This is a genomic window from Lelliottia sp. RD5 (genome assembly GCF_056032945.1).
Map to the genome: position 1 here is coordinate 583295 of NZ_JBVYHQ010000003.1, position 17980 is coordinate 601274.

At 48.1% G+C, this 17980-nt stretch carries 14 protein-coding genes and 1 pseudogene; 9 read left to right on the forward strand and 6 right to left on the reverse strand.

Annotated elements, in window-relative coordinates; genetic code table 11:
- The first annotated feature begins 4 nt into the window (after positions 1 to 4).
- Genes AC0LWE_RS13805 through AC0LWE_RS13820 form a run of 4 tightly spaced genes read left to right on the forward strand, consistent with a single transcriptional unit; the run spans position 5 to position 5481 of the window.
- Positions 5 to 1237, forward strand: coding sequence for a baseplate J/gp47 family protein (locus AC0LWE_RS13805; RefSeq protein ID WP_474265668.1), 1233 nt, complete (start codon positions 5 to 7; stop codon positions 1235 to 1237).
- The gene (locus tag AC0LWE_RS13810; protein WP_219346982.1) at positions 1234 to 1821 is read left to right on the forward strand and encodes a DUF2612 domain-containing protein; all 588 of its coding nucleotides are present in this window, start codon (positions 1234 to 1236) and stop codon (positions 1819 to 1821) included. Before AC0LWE_RS13805 ends, AC0LWE_RS13810 begins: the two co-directional genes overlap by 4 nt.
- A gap of 1 nt (position 1822) precedes the next feature.
- A complete protein-coding gene (locus AC0LWE_RS13815) occupies positions 1823 to 2842 on the forward strand; it encodes a hypothetical protein (protein WP_474265670.1) in 1020 nt (339 codons plus the stop codon).
- Between the two features lie 59 nt (positions 2843 to 2901).
- A complete protein-coding gene (locus AC0LWE_RS13820; protein ID WP_474265672.1) occupies positions 2902 to 5481 on the forward strand; it encodes a hypothetical protein in 2580 nt (859 codons plus the stop codon).
- Between the two features lie 33 nt (positions 5482 to 5514).
- On the opposite strand, the gene AC0LWE_RS13825 is transcribed toward AC0LWE_RS13820, so the two are convergent.
- Both AC0LWE_RS13825 and AC0LWE_RS13830 read right to left on the reverse strand, forming a co-directional pair.
- A complete protein-coding gene (locus AC0LWE_RS13825; protein ID WP_474265674.1) occupies positions 5515 to 6177 on the reverse strand; it encodes an SGNH/GDSL hydrolase family protein in 663 nt (220 codons plus the stop codon).
- Positions 6178 to 6208: 31 nt separating this feature from the next.
- Positions 6209 to 7066, reverse strand: coding sequence for an SGNH/GDSL hydrolase family protein (locus tag AC0LWE_RS13830; protein ID WP_474265676.1), 858 nt, complete (start codon positions 7064 to 7066; stop codon positions 6209 to 6211).
- An 82-nt stretch (positions 7067 to 7148) separates the two neighbouring features.
- Between AC0LWE_RS13830 and AC0LWE_RS13835 the strand changes: the two are divergent.
- Positions 7149 to 7211 (forward strand): annotated as a pseudogene (locus tag AC0LWE_RS13835) (HumD family translesion DNA polymerase); the annotation flags it as partial.
- A 242-nt stretch (positions 7212 to 7453) separates the two neighbouring features.
- On the forward strand, positions 7454 to 7867 hold the full coding sequence (yedD, locus tag AC0LWE_RS13840; RefSeq protein ID WP_202667609.1) for a lipoprotein YedD: 414 nt from the start codon (positions 7454 to 7456) through the stop codon (positions 7865 to 7867).
- 52 nt (positions 7868 to 7919) lie between these two features.
- Here the strand turns inward: yedD and amyA are convergent, their stop codons facing one another.
- The 4 genes from amyA to fliD all read right to left on the reverse strand — a co-directional run bounded on the left by amyA (position 7920) and on the right by fliD (position 11685).
- Positions 7920 to 9407: an alpha-amylase gene (gene amyA / locus AC0LWE_RS13845; protein ID WP_131488538.1), complete on the reverse strand. Its 1488-nt coding sequence runs from the start codon at positions 9405 to 9407 to the stop codon at positions 7920 to 7922.
- 66 nt (positions 9408 to 9473) lie between these two features.
- The gene (gene fliT, locus AC0LWE_RS13850; RefSeq protein WP_059179627.1) at positions 9474 to 9836 is read right to left on the reverse strand and encodes a flagella biosynthesis regulatory protein FliT; all 363 of its coding nucleotides are present in this window, start codon (positions 9834 to 9836) and stop codon (positions 9474 to 9476) included.
- Complete coding sequence (fliS, locus tag AC0LWE_RS13855; protein WP_015959526.1) at positions 9836 to 10246, reverse strand: flagellar export chaperone FliS; 411 nt, start codon at positions 10244 to 10246, stop codon at positions 9836 to 9838. Before fliS ends, fliT begins: the two co-directional genes overlap by 1 nt.
- Before the next feature lie 20 nt (positions 10247 to 10266).
- The gene (fliD, locus tag AC0LWE_RS13860) at positions 10267 to 11685 is read right to left on the reverse strand and encodes a flagellar filament capping protein FliD (RefSeq protein WP_219347619.1); all 1419 of its coding nucleotides are present in this window, start codon (positions 11683 to 11685) and stop codon (positions 10267 to 10269) included.
- Between the two features lie 382 nt (positions 11686 to 12067).
- On the opposite strand from fliD, the gene AC0LWE_RS13865 reads away from it, so the two are divergent.
- The 3 genes from AC0LWE_RS13865 (at position 12068) to AC0LWE_RS13875 (ending at position 17924) form a co-directional block, all read left to right on the forward strand.
- Positions 12068 to 12904, forward strand: coding sequence for a flagellin N-terminal helical domain-containing protein (locus AC0LWE_RS13865; protein ID WP_133629953.1), 837 nt, complete (start codon positions 12068 to 12070; stop codon positions 12902 to 12904).
- A 209-nt stretch (positions 12905 to 13113) separates the two neighbouring features.
- Positions 13114 to 14529: a hypothetical protein gene (locus AC0LWE_RS13870; RefSeq protein ID WP_202667582.1), complete on the forward strand. Its 1416-nt coding sequence runs from the start codon at positions 13114 to 13116 to the stop codon at positions 14527 to 14529.
- 44 nt (positions 14530 to 14573) lie between these two features.
- Positions 14574 to 17924: a bifunctional class I SAM-dependent methyltransferase/glycosyltransferase gene (locus tag AC0LWE_RS13875; RefSeq protein ID WP_202667583.1), complete on the forward strand. Its 3351-nt coding sequence runs from the start codon at positions 14574 to 14576 to the stop codon at positions 17922 to 17924.
- The last annotated feature ends 56 nt before the right edge of the window (positions 17925 to 17980 follow it).

The window sequence follows — 17980 nt, forward strand, 5'->3', positions numbered from 1 at the left end:
ACAAATGGCTGAAGTCACAGTTAGCACAGCCGTCCCCTCTGTCACGTTTTCCGATACCGGCATTGCCGTTCCTGATGAGATAGACATTCTCAACGGGCGTTTAACTGACCTTGACACCGCCATGGGCGGCGGGATGAGTAAGAGCCTTACCACGCCTCAGGGCCAGATCGCAATGAGCGACACGGCTATCATAGGCGACAAGAACGACAACCTGGCATGGCTGGTTAATCAGATTAACCCTGACTTCGCTGAAGGACGCATGCAGGATGCGATCGGGCAGATTTACTTCATTGACCGGATTGCGGCGATCGGGACAACGGTAACGGCCACGGCTACCGGCCTGGTGGGTACGGTAATCCCGGCTAACAGCATCGCTCAGGACGCCAGCGGCTATCTCTATTACTCACTAGCTGATGCGGTTATACCGGCCTCTGGTGCGGTTGATATCGTTTTCCAGAATCAGGCATCAGGTCCGATTGCATGTCCCATTGACGCACTGAACACCATCTATCGCGCAATCTCTGGATGGTCTGGCATCACCAATGCAACCGCCGGTGTGCTCGGTAACGAGGTGGAAAGCCGGGCCAACTTTGAATACCGACGTAAGCAATCAGTGGCCGGTAACTCCAACAATCAACTCGGCGCAGTGTATGCAAACGTCCTGGCTGTGCCAGGGGTAACTGACGCATATGTAACGCAGAACAACACCGGCCTGACAGTGGAGAAGGGCTTCACAGATTTTGAGCTTGAGCCTCATTCACTCTACGTGAGCGTGTACGGCGGGGCATCGGCAGACATTGCAAAGGCGATCTGGCAGAAGCTCCCCCCGGGGCCGTCAATGGTTGGAAACACGAGCTATACCGTCGTCGATAACACAAACTATGTTCAGCCCTATCCAGAATATGAAATTAAATGGCAGACGCCATCCGCAGTCAGTGTTTATTTCAAAGTTGAACTAAAGAACAACAATGCGCTGCCTGGTGACATCGCAAACAGAGTCCGTACCGCCGTTCTCAGTGCATTTAATGGCGAGGACGGCGGAACGAGAGCCCGTATTGGCTCAACAATTTATGCCGGGCGTTACTACGCAGGTGTTCAGGCGATTGATAGTGACAACGTAGATATCTTCAGCATCACAATCAGCCGTGACGGCACCACATATCAAACATCTGCATCCTTTGGCATTGATGAAGTCCCTACGCTGGATGCAACCAACATCACGGTGACACTGGCATGATAAACGTCGCGGATACCATCCTGACGCAATATGCCGACAGCCCGAAGCTTAAATCCCTGATTTACTCGTTCAATGATGCCGTAGGTATTGAAGGCTTTCTTGATGACTTCTATGACGTGATCTGGAATATCGAGACGGCAGATACCTACGGGCTCGACGTGTGGGGAAAAATCGTGGTTGTCAGCAGACAGTTGACGGTGACAGAGAACAAGATTTATTTAGGCTTCAGTGAGGCGCTATCAACACCTCCGGTTGTCGATGACCCTCAACCATTCAATCAGGCACCGTTCTATTCTGGCGAACTCCTGACATCCACTGTAACGCTTACCAACGACGTCTATCGCAAGCTGATCATGATGAAAGCAGCTGCGAATATTTCAGACTGCACAATCCCTCAATTGAATAAGTTGCTGATGTTTATGTTTGGCAGCAGCGGGAAGTGCTACGTCAGAAACGATGGCGAAATGGTCATGAGTTACGTTTTTGAATTTCAGTTATCAACCGCTGAGCTTGCCATTGTTCAAAGTTCTGGCGCTCTCCCGGCCCCGATTGGGGTAACAGTAAACATCGTCCAGCAGGTATGACATGAACTCCTCTGATTCCCCATCAAGAACACCAAAAGCTTTTGGCGTGAACGGCCTGAAAAATAGCATCCCTGTAGACTCGTCCCCTGCAACAGATAACAACGGCATTGCAACATTTGATAAGGGATTCCCGCCAGTAACGATGCAGCCGTTGAGCGCGGGCGGCATACCTCCAGCAGGGCAGGACGTAAATGGCGTCCTGTATGCAGTTTCTCTGAAGCAGCAATGGTCTGACGCCGGAATGGGATATCCTTACAATGTTGATTTCTCTACGGCAATCTCAGGGTATCCAAAAGGCTCGCTTCTTGATTCTTCCAACTATAGTGGGACGTGGCTAAATACCATCGATTCCAACACTGCAAATCCTGAATCTCCAACTGGTGCAAATACAGGATGGGTCCCAGGAACGACTTACGGGACTACGGTTATCTCTGGATTGACATCCTCCAGTGTAATTTTAACAAGCTTGCAGGCAGCGAAAGAAAGAATTGTGCTATCCGGAACTCTCACATCGAACATCAATGTGATTTTACCTGCGTGGGTTTATTCATGGTCAATTGTTAACAATTGCACAGGTAACTTTTCTGTTATTTGCAAAACAGCATCAGGAAGCGGGGTTATCGTCAGGCCCGGATATTCAGCCAAAATTTATGGCGATGGCGTAAATATATATAAAGATCTTGGTGAAGCCGCGCAAAGAGATATTGGGAATGGTAGTGGTCAAGTTCCAGATATGAGTTTATTCCCATTCTCAGGTAATTATTTCCAACAGCCCAATGGCTGGATAACACAAATGTTCTCCCTTGAGCTTCCGGCAGGAGTAGTTCAAGGAAATGTTAACTTCCCATTGCCATTCCCAAGTAGGTGCGCTGGCGCAGTAGCTTCTGGTGCCTCAACCGTTGGATTTAGCCTAAACCCAGGAGTGATGACATTCAATATATCTTCACCGACAGTATTGGCATGGAGAAGATATAACTCAACTGACGCATCATCAATAACAGTTATTGCAATGGGTTTTTAGGGGTAACCAATAAAACCTAATAAATAAATTATATTCTATTCCATATAGAAGGCCTCTACATGTCTATTTCTGATACCAATAATGCGAGGAAGTTCGCTTCCATTGCAGAGATTGCTGCTGCCCAAGCAAAGTTAAGCGCAGATAAACTAAATAATGCTCCTGAGTATGCAGCTCAGGCTGCAGCTTCTGCGGCTGCCGCTGCTTTGTCCGCTCAGGTGGCGGTTTCTGCTGAGTCGGTTGTTAATGATTTGGCAATATCTGCCAGTGAATCTGCAACCAGTGCCGCAGCGTCGGCCGCAGAAGCGGGCGGTGCAGCGGAAGCAGCTGTAGGACAATGCGTACGAGTACCTTCAGGTGAGTTAATCGACCCATTGCCTGCATCAGCATCCAGACAAAACACATTTCTGGTATTTGGCTCGACTGGTGAGGCCTCAGTTCTTTCCCAGGATGATGTGGCAATTCTGGATAGCGAGGGAAAAGTGCCGGTATCTATGATTCCGGCTATTGCTCTCTCTGAGGTTTTTGTTGTCAGTAGTCAATCGGCAATGCTCGCCCTTGCCGCTCAGGAAGGTGATATCGCTAAGCGAACTGATCTTGGATATTCGCTTGTATTATCAGCTGAGCCAGCGAGTACATTATCCAATTGGGTCCAATTGAATGACGATGTACTCGCACAGCTTGGATTACAGTCAGGTGCCACAGAGGTAGGTGCATCAGACCATTTGGGTAATGCCACTACAGTCCAGGGAGCCCTTGACCAGAAGCAACCTAAAGCCACATTGATTGCGGCAACCGGTGCAACTCTGGTTGGCGATCCGCTAGATACCACCGTGGCTAACGCGTTATCTCGAAGGATTTATACCGTTGAAACTGTTACACAGCTTCTGGCTAAGGACTTCAGCGGGGTCCAGGATGGAATGCATGTACGCACATACGTAAACGGAAGGGGAGTTAAAAACGTATCTGAATGGGTTATTTCATCAACTCAGGATTCAACTACCTTCAGTCTGACACTGCCCGGTGGTAAATTCGCTAATCTCGTCTGCTTCCCGGATATGAATTATGCGTCATTCGAGTTTGGCGGGACTGATGTGCAAAACGTTGCTGCTGTAGACGAGGGTAACCGTGTAGCCAGAGCCCAAGCAGTAATGAAAAAACTATCTTTCCCATATGGGATTTATAGCATTGCGGCTTTCACCTTAGATGTTGATAAGCGGGGGTTTGAGTTTTCTGGTGCCGGATGGGATATGACCTACCTGCTTTCAACTACAACTGGCATATCAATGCAGCATGTTGTTATTGATCCTAGGGATAGGTCAAAAGACAGGAATCATTTCTATCAGAAAGTCAATGGCTTTACCATTGATGGAAACATAGATAATAGAGGGGCTAATGCGGCATCAAGAACTTTATGCTCAGCTCATTATTCCGAACTTGCTTTTAAGTCTGTTGGACACATTCTTTCCAATATAGATATATGTGGTCTTGTTATTCACTGGAAGGGTTTGACAGGTGGAAGAACCAATGGGGCAACGTCCACAATTAACAGCCTGCGAGTTAGATATAATTCAGTTAAGGTTGATGGTTATGTTGGCGGGGCCAGTCAGACTGCTGTCAGCGTGCTTATTCATGGCCCATCGACAATATTATCATCAGACGCTGCAGCAGGGACTGCATCAGTAAATCTGTCATCTATATCAGGGATATACATTGGAGATGTTCTTGAGATAGGAGGAGGAACCCTTGAAGCTAAGTACGTTACAGGAATTACGGGAACCACTGTAACGCTAGATAGCTCCCTATCATCACCGCATACAAGCGGGGGCACCGTAAGGGTTCCAGTATATGGAACATCGTTTACTGGGACAAATGAAGTAGGTCAAATACAGATAGGAAACTGTGCTGGAACTGAAATAAGAGGTACTTATGCAGAAGAAAGCAAAATCTACATTTTTGGATATGCCGATGCACTTGAAATACATGGGAATACCATTGGTGAGTCAACCCCTTCAATTACCATTGATAGCACGGTAAATAAATTATCAACAATTAGAATTGTATGCAACCAAGTTTCATTTCCAATTACCTTGAATATCGCTGATAGATCTGGGTCAGTAAACGGAATTTTAGACTTGTATAACTTCCCAGAGCTAGAAATAAAACAAAATACAAGAGCGCAGAACTGCATTTTGGTTAATGGGTTATATGCATTTAAGTCTCTTGAGGTTGATAGGTTTTACGATTCAAATATAAATGATAGATCTATGAGCAGATTTAAGTTTAGTGGATTTAGTGCAATTGCTCAGCCAGGAACGAACAATGAAATATTAAGATTCTCCCAGATAACAACTACAACAGGATATGATGGGCACAGCCTAAAGCTAGACTGCACACTAAGAAGGCAGTCGGGCTTATCTGGTTATCTACAGAGAGCTGGTCAGTCATCAATTGTGGGGACCACCGTTTCCGACTCAATAACAAGAATTGCAAACAATTACTCCTTTTACGACGCTGTAAATGGTACTGATATATTCTTTGGATCTAATACTGGTCGCGTCGGAATTGTATTTAAGGGTGAGCCAGCAGGAGGTCAAGCAGTCAGGGCTATGATTAATGGAGAGGTCACAAGCGTCATATAAACAGTAATGGGGGCTTTATGCCCCCTTTAATTTCTAAAGATGCTTTTTAATTTCTGTAGCCCACAAACTATATCCAGTCCTTTTCAAGTGAACCCCGTCATCCATATAAACATCAGGACCAGGATTGAAAAATCCATCAGGAACGTGGACAACCTCACACTTAGGTGATGAATCACAATATTTTGAGGTAATATTGTTAATCACGGAAATCTTCTTGTTAACATCTTTAAAGTCTTTCCTTGCTGATTCATTAACTGGGAGAGCCTCAAGGAGAACAACATCTTTATCCTTTAGAGAGTCAAGAGAATTTATTATTGACTTCCCTATTTCATCGCCAGTTGATTGGCTTAAAGCATCATTTACGCCGCCTTCAAGTATAATCTTTTTATACTTGCTAGTATCAGTATCGATAAACAAACTTCTTATTTGATCAACGGTATATCCACCAACACCCATATTGACGAATTTAGCGCCTAGAGCATAAGGGCTCATCCCTTGCACTAATGAATCACCAAACATTATGTAATCACCGTCAGCCTGGTTTATGTTCATTTTTTTAAAGTCCATCATCACTGACTGAAAGTTTTCTATTCTGCTGTGTTTTTGGTAATTCAATATCTCTCTTCTGCAAAAGAAGATTGCCGCCAGCGCAACTATGCAAGCCAGTATAATTTTTGTTACTTTCCCTATCTTCATGAAAATCCTCGTTATCCAGTTGATAATTAAGCTATAATTTCCTGCTTATAATTCTTGAAATCGCATCATATGTAGCATCATTGAAATTCACATTATCAAAATAAAGAGTCGCACCTATTGTTCCATCACTCATAGACTTTGCATCTGAAAGCGCTGGGAGCCTATTTACCATATCAATGCCTCTATCGTGCAAAATGCCCCACATATCAATAAATCTATCACCATAAGTTTTAGCAAGGGATTCATTTATTGACTTTATGGATCGCAGGGTTTCATTGGAGTCATCTAAAGCTGGAGTAATTCCAATAACAAGATACTTACCACCATCAGGTAGTGATGAAACCATTAATCCAATATCTCTTATAATAAACTTTGGATATGAGAAGTTATTATTTCTTCCAACCCAAAATATATTCAAGGCATCTTTGTCTGAATGCCCTTCGAGCGATGAGAACTTACAACCATTAGAACATTTAATTTCGCTAGGTGATTTAATTATCCAACTATTATCTTTGAGCCTGGTTAGATTTACTTCAACCCCACCAAGAGAGCCTTTGAAGTTGCTCTCAACATACTTTTTGAAATCACCTGATGGTAACATTTTAGTTACATGGTAAACGCCTGGAGATGTTTCTTTCGTATAGATAACTGGAGATAAGCCACCTTGTCTCAAGGCGATATCACTTGAAGACTGCCCTGGAAATCCTTTATTAACTACATCGTATCCATCATTTTTTAAGTGTTCTGGGTAGCCGCGGGATTTCCAGCCTCCAACGCCAAAGGTAAGAGAATCGCCCCATGCGACAATTTTTGGCTGGGTGAGCATTGAATAGCCATAGGATGCTGCGAAAGTGGCAACGGCAATCAAGGCTACAAATTTTGCTTTCATTATCTTGACCATTTCAATAATAAATCATCGTAATGAATGTTATCACCTGGCAACGGCTTACGTCACCGGTTGATCTAAAGTGGTGATCACGTACATCATCAACGATGCTCGTTCTGGTGAGTTCGATGACTGCCCGGTGATGTGATGGGGCATATATGGGGCATAAAGCATCACTCGTTCTAACTCGAATTTAGACGACTGATGTTTTGGTCGACGTTAACAGCCTGTTTTGTAGTGCGCTCTTGGGCGGGTTTAGTCGATTATGAAAAATACACGGTCATATGATGTCGATGCAGGTGTAGTCCTTGCCATTCATTCAGCATCTTGCGCTGGCGGCTTTAAAGCTTTAATGCCACAATATTTTTTTCTTCGCAGGCAGGAAAGATGATGAAAAAAATAGTGATGGTTGGCGCGCTGATGGCGTTGACCGGGTGTGTGCAGGTCGATAATTATCAGGATGTGGTTAAACATCCGGTCCCTGCAGATCTGGCGGGCTATTGGCAGTCGAAAGGGCCGCAAAGCAAAATGGTGAGTCCGCAGGCGATCGCAACGCTTGTGGTGACAAAAGAGGGCGACACGCTGGATTGCCGTCAGTGGCAGCGGGTTGTCGCTGTGCCAGGTAAAATCATGCTGCGCTCAGATGATTTCTATAACGTCACGCGCAAACTGGATGTCTATCAGCTGGAACGCGAAGGCAATACCCTGGAATATGATGGTATGGAATTACAACGCGTCGACCGCCCAACGGTGGAATGCACGCAATACCTGACTAAAAATCCTCTCGAAAGCACCTTGCCATAAATTGTGTGCCGGGTGGCAACACTGCCTTACCCGGCAAACACACTTTCCTCCGTTACAGCACATCCTCCATGACCCAAATACTCACGCTTCCGCCGTTACAGGTAAACGTGCCTTCGCCATCTGCGGCAGTAGTGACCGTCTCCTCACGATTGCCGAGAAAATCACGCCAGCTCTTGTTGCCGTAATTCTCGCCCAGACAGATCGCTTTTTCGCCCTCGTCACCGTTCGACAGCACCACCACACAGCCCGGTTCTTCGTCCGTACCGCTGCGGCTGAACGCAATACAGTTTGGATGATCAAAATAGAGCGTCTGCACCCCATGGGCAAAACGTTGACGGGCGAGGATCAGCTCGTGCAGCTGTTCGATAATCGGCATCTCAATAGGGTACGTTTCGCCGTCACCGCCGGTGTCTTCATAGTTTGCGCCAAAGAGATCGGGATAAAACACGCTGGGCACACCGTTTTCGCGCAGCAGGATTAACGCGTAGGCGAGGGGTTTAAACCAGGATTCTACCGGGGCCTCTAACGCCTGAAGGGGTTGGGTGTCATGGTTCGCCACCAGCGTCACCGCGTGGAACGGATCGGCTTCCACCAGCGTACCGGTGAAAATCTGGCTCATGTCATAGTCACGCCCCTGACGAGACGCTTCATGAAATTTCATTTGCAGCGGGGCGTCGAACAGCATGGTTTTACCTTCAACCTGCTCAATGTACTGCTGCAATTTGTCGACTTCATGGGACCAGTATTCGGCCACGATAAACAGCGGGTTTGGCGCCACTTCCTGGACGTGTTCGATCCACTCTTTGTAGAACCAGGCGGGGATATGTTTGACTGCATCGAGTCGAAAACCGTCGCACTGGGTCTGTTCCATGACCCAACGTGCCCAGTATTTGATCTCTTCCGTCACGGCATGATTGCGAAAATCGATATTTTCGCCCATCAAATAGTCGAAATTCCCCATCTCGTTATCGACCTGATCGTTCCAGCCTTCGCCGGTGTAATCATTGACGATCTTGAAGATGCTGTCCTCGTTCGGGTTTTCGATATGATCAATGCCGCTAAAGCATTTGAAATCCCAGACAAACTGAGAATATTGTCCACCGCGGACAGGGAAGGTGTAGCGGGTCCAGGCTTCGCATTCGATGACTTCTTCATCGATCTGGGTTCGGTCCTGCTCATTGACGCGCTGCACACGGATGGGCTCTTTTTCATCCGCACCCATTTTGTGGTTCACCACCACGTCCAGCAGCACCGCAATGTCATTACTTTTTAACGCCGCGATGGCTTCAAGCAATTGGGCCTTATCACCATATTTAGTGGCAATAGAGCCTTTTTGATCAAATTCACCGAGATCGAATAAATCGTACGAGTCGTAGCCAACAGAATAACCACCCGATGCACCTTTATAGGCGGGGGGCAGCCAAATCATGTTGATGCCGATTTCGTTAAGATTGGGAGCCAGGGCCGTCACTTCCGGCCACAATTCACCGCCGGTGGGGTAGTACCAGTGAAAACATTGTAATAGCGTGGGATTTTTCATCTTCCGTGCTCCAGAGGCCGTTATCGGCGAATCTCTGGAGTATGGATGATAAACCGCTAATGTGGATTACTGATTGATCTCTCCGGGAAACAAAACGTTACCGGAAAGCCTTCCGTAGGTAATATTCACATTTTTCTGCTTGCCGGTCTGAGCCATCAGACCGTGCAGTTCATCCATCCGCTCCTGCAGCAGAATTTTTAGCGTCATTTCATTCTGCAGCACATTGTTCAGCATCACCATCGCCTGTTCCTGTATATGCTTACTGTCAGGCGGGAAAGGGGTAACGCTGATCTTTTCTACCAGCGAAACGTAGGCGACCTCCTGTTCAATAAGCTCATCCCATTTCCCGGATTGAGCAAGGCTCAGCATGGTATTACTCAGTGCAGAAAGTGCATGCCACTTTTTTAGGGATAAGCTGGAGTCTTTCATCAAAATTGATCCTGCGTGGGAGGAAAACCTGGATTGATTTGCTTCCAGGCGTCGGAAATATTAAGCAGCAGTGCTTCAACTTCAACGATAGCCTCAACGTCGTTACGCAGGTTAGCGTGCAACAAACGGCGTACCATATAGTCGTAAAGTGCTGATAGATTATGGGGAAGCGTGCCCCCAACATCCATGTTCAGCCCAGCTTTAAGTCCATTGTCGATAATATTGATGGCTTTCGAGAGCGCTTCGCCTTTAGCAGGGATATCACCCTGCTCAAGGAACAGGCGCGCTCGAACAAGCGCGCTATGGACACCGTCGAATAGCATGACAACCAACTGGTGCGGGCTGGCACTTAAGACGGCAGATTCAACACCTACCTTCTGATAGGCCTGTACACCAGATTTGCTATACATAGTGGTTCCTTTCTCTTCTACTACTTATTGCTGAACTGTTGAGTTAGATAGCTGGCGGTACCGTTAAATTTGGTGACCAGGGCATCTAAATCACTAAATTGTTTTTTGTAACGCGCCATCGTGGCATCGATGGTGAGTTCCATCGCTTCATAACGCTTGCCGATGGATTTCAGTGTCGCGTTGATACCATCTTTCGCATTTTGAATAACCCCTTCTTTGCCGACGGAGGTGCTGAGCATATCGGTCAGTTTGTTATTCATTTGGGTCGCGAAACCGGTCGTTTTGCCGTCACCAACAAAGTAAGCCTGCACGCCAGCTGGGTTATCTGCTAACACCTGGGTCAGCTTCTTGTCATCAATTTTCAGATTCCCAACTGCGCCGTCAGCGCCTTTGATAGGATCCTGGGTGATGCCCAACTGCGCCATAATGGCATACGATCCACTCTGGACATTGGTCAATAAAGAGCGCAGATCGGACTGTACTCCCCTGATAGTGCTGTCACCCATCAATACGCCGTTGCTGGAAGACTGGGCGGTAGCACCCGTCGCAGGCGGTTCGTATTTGGTCAGAGAAGCAATGGTTGACTGTAATGAGTTATAGGCTGTAACCCAGTCAGTAATGGCTTTTTTATTATCCGTGGTGGAACGCGTTACTGACAGCGTTTCATCTGCAGTGCTCTGTGCTTTCAGGGTTAGGGTCACCCCTGGCATCGCGTCGTTGATCACGTTGCTCTGACGGATGATGTCGATACCGTTAACGTTCACAACGGCATTTTGCGATTTGACCTGCTCGTTCAGGGCTGCACTGCCAATCACGTCGTTCAGCGCGTCATCGCCCGTCACTGATACGGTCATATCTGAATCAGTACCGGTGGTTTTTGAGGACAGCATCAAGCGATAATCACCGGTATCGGATTTGATTACGCTTGCGGTCACGCCGCCGTTGGCTGCGTTAATCGCTTTCGCAATGCCATTCAGCGATGTATCACCGTCTGCCAGTTTCACCGTCATCGGTTTGCTGTCAGCGCCAGCCTGGGTGATGGTAATTGTACGGGTGTTATCCGCTGTAGTGCCGCCCAGCTGTTTCGTATTGCTATCAATGGTGCCTGGCGCTGTCGTCAGAACCTGGCCTTTCGCAATCTTGCTGACGTTAACCGTAAACTCGCCAACGTTAGCATTTGTTGAGGTAGTGGCAGCGAACGCGGTATTGGTGCTGGTAACCGTCGTTGAGTTCCAGGTATCAGTGTTAGCCAGCTTAGCCGCAGCGGTTTGCAGATTGGTCAGGGCGCTTTGCAATTTACCGTAACCCGTAATCTGCGCATCGTATTTGGTTTTCTGCGTAGCAATGGCCGTTAATTTTGTCTCTTCAGCAGCCTGTAACTTATCGTACAGGTCTGACAGCCCAGGCAAACCGACGCCGAGGTTACTGATAGTCGCCATACATTGTTCCTTGTCAATGGTAGTTTCAGACTTATATCGGCCATACACCGGAAAAGTTTACGGTAAGCTCAAAAAAATAAATCGTGGAATTACCCCCTCAAACGGAGGCTTATAGAAGCATAACGCTCGCCTCGACAGTTCAAATCCAGGCTCGACCCTTAATAAAGCGCGCAATGCGTATGCACGGGAGGCGAGATTTTGAACGCGAAAAAGGAATGCTTAAAGCGTGGATGAAAAAAAATTCTTTTAAAAACAGTTAATTAAAAAATACCTTCGATATTTTCTAAAGTCTTTTTCAGACCCGTCGATAACCTTGTTGACGGTGAGAGACGCCGTGAGTGTTAGACACCGACCCTAAAAATCAATTTGAAGGAATTTAATCATGGCAGTTATCAATACTAACCTGTTGTCCCTGACTACTCAGAACAACCTGAACAAATCTCAGTCTTCCCTGGGTACCGCTATCGAGCGTCTGTCTTCTGGTCTGCGTATCAACAGCTCTAAAGATGATGCTGCTGGCCAGGCGATTGCTAACCGTATGACCTCCCAGATTAAAGGGATGACTCAGGCAGCACGTAACGCCAACGACGGTATCTCTCTGGTGCAGACCGCTGAAGGTAACCTGAACGAAATCAACTCCAACTTACAGCGTATCCGTGAGCTGGCAGTTCAGGCAGCAAACGACACCAACGGTTCTACCGACCTGACTTCAGTTAACACTGAAATCACTCAGCGTCTGTCTGAAATCGACCGTATCGCGGGTGGTGCTAACTTCAACGGTAAGAGCCTGCTGAACGGTGCAGTATCTACCTCCCTGAGCATTCAGGTTGGTGCGGGTACTTCTGCTAACGACACCATCAAAATTGACAGCACCGCGCTGATCAACGCAACTTCTGGTACTCTGAGCTCCACTCTGAGCACCACCATTTCTAACAACTCAACTGCACAGACCGTAATCTCTGCAGCTGACGCCGCTATCGCTAAAATCGATGGTGCTCGTTCAAACATGGGTGCGATTCAGAACCGTTTCGAATCTACCATCAACAACCTGAACAACTCTATCAGCAACCTGTCTGCTGCACAGTCCCGTATTCAGGATGCTGACTACGCTACCGAAGTTTCTAACATGTCTCGCGCGCAGATCCTGCAGCAGGCTGGTACTTCTGTACTGTCTCAGGCAAACCAGGTTCCTCAGGCGATGCTGTCCCTGCTGCGTTAATTTCGCAGAAAATACAGAAAAGGTTGCTGGAAACAGCAGCCTTTTTTTTGTCTCTCTTCCTTAATTACGTCACTCCACTCACTTTCTAATATCGAAAATAAGCCCTTCATTTAGGTTTTGTTCCCGCCATTATGGTTGCCGCCACGGTGATAACCTTTCAGCATCTGCAGCATTGGCTAAAAATTGTGTCACCACAGGTCACGTAAAATATGAATAATTACGCTCGTACTCGAGCCCTGCATCAATTTTATCGGGATATTTTTACCCGTACGATCTCTTTGCCCGAAGCCGATGTTCTGCCTGCGCATCTCGTGGTCGAAATACTGAACTACGCGAATGCCGATTTCGAGTCGCTTGAAGCGAAACTCTGGGATGCGGAAACCGATTTAGACACGGAAAACGATCGGGCGCTCAAGCTGATGATGAGTGCTATTGCACTCGCCAACGGTGCATTCGATGGCGGTTCTGACGGACCGCTGGCACCTGAAAAGGTCGCGCTGATCACCCGTAAAGTCGTAGAAGCCATGGAACTCTCGGACAATGTGAATTATCTGGTGGCTTCTATTCAACTGCTGTTTCGCGTCAATGAAATCGACTCGGTGCTGTTCCTGATCTCTAACAATCTTTCAACGCTCAGCGAAACGCCGAGCGTGCTTAAAATCCTGCTGCTCATCTGCCTGATGGAAGAGGATTACAACCAGGCGCATGTGGTGATTCAGCAGTTAACGTCCAATGCCGATCTGATTGGCGAAGATCGCATGACGCTGGTGATGGTGGTGTGCTGCATCTATAAGCTGGGTGGTTATCCCGATTCGTTTATTGATTTCCGACCACTGGCTGAACCCCCGCCAAAACTGGATGCATCTCGGTACGAATGGCTGATCGCGCCGGAAGATAACGGCAAAACGACCGTGCTGGTGGCGTGCGATAAAGGCTATTACTACGAACACGCTATTGCGCTGCTGCTCTCCCTCTATGAAACCAACGGCACGGCGCTGAATGTCCATGTCCACATTTATAACTGCGACGCAGAAATGATTTCGCATTTGAAGTCGCTTGGTGAAAAACTGCCAGGTCTGTCGATTTCATTGAGTAGCGAGTATTTTGCGGCGGTAAAAGCGGTCAACGTGCATTACGCCTGTCGCCGTTTTGTCTTCCTGAGCCATGCGATTGAGAAAATCGCCGGGCCGGTTATGGTGCTGGACGCCGATTGCCTGGTAAGAAAATCGTGGGCTGAAGTCAAAACGCGCTACCAGGATAACGAACTGATCTTCTCGCATCATCAGGGGCTACCGCTCTGGGAACAGATCCCAGCCGGGTTCGTCTATACCCGCGGCGGTGAAATCTCACAAAAATATTTTGCGGCGGTGGGGCATTTCATCGACGTTAACCTGGCGTGTGACAAAGCCGAATGGTTCCTCGATCAAATCGCGCTCTCTTTTGCGGTTGATATCTTATCCCCGGTTGAGCAGATGGCCATTGGTCGCGAACCGACGGAAGAACTTATTGATATCAGGCATTCCGACACGGCGTTTAGCTGGGTGGTGACCACGAAGAAAAACGTCGCGGGTCCATACCAGGATTACAAACGCCAGCTGAATAGCAAATATCTGCCAGTGGCCTGAGTCCCGGCAAAGACAGTTTAATTCTTTATTTTGGATACGTTATCGTGACACGCGTTTACTCTGCCTCTCGCTCTACGCCGGCTGCACTCCATGCGGCGGCCTCGCTTTATCTCGCTGATGCGGTTATTCCCGTTGAGGCGCGTATTCTGGAGCTGGGATGCGGGCAGGGTGAATCGTTGATTGCCAACGCGCTGGCCTGGCCAGCAAGCGTGGCGATTGGCGTCGATATTCATGAAGACGACATCGCTCGCGGTCAACAGCAGATAGCGCAGTTTGCACTGGCGAACATTGAGCTGCATCATGCCGGGCTTGCCGATCTGCTGGCCTCCGATTTGGGTGAATTTGATTACATCATCCTGCGCGGCCTGTTCTCTCTGATGGGAGGCGACGAGCGCACAGCGCTGCTGGCCTGGTGCCAGAAGCACCTTTCCGCACAGGGCATGATGGCGATTCACTGGCAGGTACTGCCGGGTGCGCACGATGCGAAAACGTTACAGGACTCACTCAGCTTTCACGCTGGTAGCGCAGAGGGGCTCGACGCTCAGCTGGATTCCGCGCGCGGGATGCTCAGCTATTTGGCGATGACGCTGCCCGAAGGGACCCTGAAAAATCAGGTCACTGACGCAGAGCAGAGCAGCGATCTGACGCTCGCGTTCCGCTATCTTGGCAATATCAATCAGGCCGATTATTTCGCGGATTTCCATCAGCAAATTACCGATGCGGGCTTTAGCTATGTTGGCGATGCCGTTCCCCAGTCTGAAGTGGCGAACACGTTCGGCATCCAGACCGGACAGATGCATGCCCTGATTAGCGGCGGCAGCTCGCGTGAGAAAAGCCAGCAGTATCTTGATCTTGCCGTCAACCGCCGCGAACGTTTTAGCCTCCTCTCGCATGCTGGAGCGCACGACGCTGCGGCTACGCCAGACCTGAAATCAGTTGAGCATTTACATTGGGCAGGCTGTTTCAAGCGCCAGATCAATAGCTATGGTGTGATCGCTAATGGTCATCTCGGACTGGATGGCACACCGCTGAAAACGGAAAATACCACGACTCTGCAAGTGCTTGATGTCTTGACCGAAGTTTGGCCATTGAGCTTGACGTTCGATCAACTGCTTTTCCACTGCCGATTCCCGGAAAATACCAACAGTAATAATCGCGCCGAGCTGGTTGCGTCGCTGCAGGATCTGCTGGCGAATTCAATAAATGGATTGATTGTTAGCGCTGTGCCTTCTGCTTATAACGTGGCGACAGACGATGCATTACGCCTGATTGTGTCTCTGACAGAGGACGCCTTTGCACAGCAAGAGAGCATCACCCTCAGTAATTACTGGGGACAAAGCGTCACGCTTAGCCGTAAAGAGTGGGGATTTGCCACGCGTGGCGTGACGTTCAGCGATGCATCCAGCTGGGCGTTGTTTAGCACGCTGCGTGAAAAAGGTTTGCTGGTCGGCTCGATTGATGCCTGGCGAATTGCGCTGCAAAGCTTTATGAAATCCAATGATGTGGCTGTTATCAAGCAAGTTTATATCGCCTTGCTGATGTTTAGCTGTGAACAAAAGTATGGTGGTTTCTTAGCTAAGGTTAATCTCCAACTCACCGTTAACGGTGATGATAAGCAGTATGACAGTTTGTACGATGAGGTTAACGCGCTAATTAAACAGGGGCGTCATAAAGAAGGACGAGACCGTGTCGCTAACTTACTTAAAGACGATCCGGAAAATGTTCATCTGCTGCGCTGTCAGGCACGATCGAACCTGCTGATGGGCGCCTGGCATCCATCACTTCTGCTCACCAGCCGTTTGCTCGGGCAATATTCCATGCATTGGGATAGCTATTTCGATCTGGCGACCGCGCTGTTTAAGACCAACGAACTTCTTGAAGCACGCAAGCTATTGCGCGCTTTGCTGCGTATTAACGATCAAAATGCTAACTGCTGGAATTTGCTTGCATGTATCTATCACGAGCGCCGTGAGATTGCCATCGCTGAGAAGTGTGCTCGTCACTCGATTCGCATTCATGCCGATGTACCGTATTTCCTTAGTATTTTGGGCATTATCCTCAGTGATAACCAAAAAATAACTGATGCACGGTATTTTCTCGAAAAGGCGTTGTCGCTGAGAAGCCCTGATTTTGACGTCTATACCAGCCTGCTGTTTGTCATGAGTCATGATGCCAGCGTATCGCCTGAGGAGCTTTTTGCGGCTCATCAAAAATATGGTCATCAGGTGAACGAATGGTGTGCCTCACAGCAGGTGACCATAACTCACAGCGGGAATAAAGATCCGCACCGCAAACTGCGCGTCGGATTTGTTTCCGGCGATCTTCGCATCCATCCAGTTAGCAATTTCTTCCTGCCGTTCTGGAACAATCTGGATCGAGAACATTTTGATTTAATTGCCTACAGTACCATCGACCGTCCTGACCATGTTCGAGATCATTATGAGCAAACCGCGACATTGTGGCGCATGGCAACAGAATACAGTGACGCGGAACTGGCGAAACAAATCGCCGAAGATCAGATTGATATTCTGATCGACTTATCAGGCCATACAACGGGAAGCCGGTTGCCGGTGTTTGGCTTTAAACCTGCGCCAGTACAGATCACCTGGTTAGGCTACCCTGGGTCCTCCGGGCTGGAGCAAATGGATTATCGAATTGTCACCCCAGGACTTGGAAAACCGGGGGAGATGGACGACCAATATACTGAAAAATTGCTCTATATGCCTCTGCGAAGCTTCTTTGCGCCAAGCGAGCGTAGCCCAGAAGTTAATCCGCTGCCTGCACTGAGCAATGGCTATTTCACCTATGGCAGCTTCAATCGCCCTAAAAAACTCAATCATCATGTTTTTGCTCTTTGGGCCCAGATCATGGCGCGTAATCCGACGGCCAAATTGCTGATTGGCTTTATGGACGACGACGAAATGATTGCTCGGTATCGCAAAAAACTCTGTGCGCTCGGGGTGCTGGAATCCCAGCTGATTTTCCGTAAAACCACGGGTCTTGAAAACTATCTGAAAATGCATCATGAAGTGGATATTTTGCTCGACTCCTTCCCTTACACCGGCGGTACCACGACCAGTCATGCCGTCTGGATGGGGGTCCCGACGCTGAGCATTGCGGGCGCAACAACGTCCTCCCGACAGGGCGTGGAAATCATGCACATTTATGGTCTGCAAACCTTTATCGCGACGAGTCAGGAAGATTACATCGAGAAAGCCATCGCGTGGCAGAGCAACCTCGAAGAACTGAATAGCTGGCGACAGAGAATGCGAAAAAATATGCCACTAATGCAGGACAGTTCTGGTGTAGCAGATCTGTTGGATAAAGCGCTGCGTAAAGCATGGCAAATTCACTGTGCGGGGCAACCTGCGCAAAGTTTTACCGTAGAAGAGTAAGGTGATTCGTGGCGGAGAAATCCCACCAGCGAAGGTAAATACCGTTTTATTTTGAA

Bases quoted from the DNA above. Each gene is read 5' to 3' on its own strand.
- AC0LWE_RS13865 (WP_133629953.1), top strand. From the start codon at position 12,068: ATGGCAGTTATCAATACTAACCTGTTGTCCCTGACTACTCAGAACAAC.
- AC0LWE_RS13815 (WP_474265670.1), top strand. From the start codon at position 1,823: ATGAACTCCTCTGATTCCCCATCAAGAACACCAAAAGCTTTTGGCGTG.
- AC0LWE_RS13825 (WP_474265674.1), bottom strand. From the start codon at position 6,177: ATGAAGATAGGGAAAGTAACAAAAATTATACTGGCTTGCATAGTTGCG.
- fliT (WP_059179627.1), bottom strand. From the start codon at position 9,836: ATGAAAGACTCCAGCTTATCCCTAAAAAAGTGGCATGCACTTTCTGCA.
- AC0LWE_RS13830 (WP_474265676.1), bottom strand. From the start codon at position 7,066: ATGAAAGCAAAATTTGTAGCCTTGATTGCCGTTGCCACTTTCGCAGCA.
- AC0LWE_RS13805 (WP_474265668.1), top strand. From the start codon at position 5: ATGGCTGAAGTCACAGTTAGCACAGCCGTCCCCTCTGTCACGTTTTCC.
- amyA (WP_131488538.1), bottom strand. From the start codon at position 9,407: ATGAAAAATCCCACGCTATTACAATGTTTTCACTGGTACTACCCCACC.
- fliD (WP_219347619.1), bottom strand. From the start codon at position 11,685: ATGGCGACTATCAGTAACCTCGGCGTCGGTTTGCCTGGGCTGTCAGAC.
- yedD (WP_202667609.1), top strand. From the start codon at position 7,454: ATGAAAAAAATAGTGATGGTTGGCGCGCTGATGGCGTTGACCGGGTGT.
- AC0LWE_RS13810 (WP_219346982.1), top strand. From the start codon at position 1,234: ATGATAAACGTCGCGGATACCATCCTGACGCAATATGCCGACAGCCCG.
- fliS (WP_015959526.1), bottom strand. From the start codon at position 10,246: ATGTATAGCAAATCTGGTGTACAGGCCTATCAGAAGGTAGGTGTTGAA.
- AC0LWE_RS13820 (WP_474265672.1), top strand. From the start codon at position 2,902: ATGTCTATTTCTGATACCAATAATGCGAGGAAGTTCGCTTCCATTGCA.
- AC0LWE_RS13870 (WP_202667582.1), top strand. From the start codon at position 13,114: ATGAATAATTACGCTCGTACTCGAGCCCTGCATCAATTTTATCGGGAT.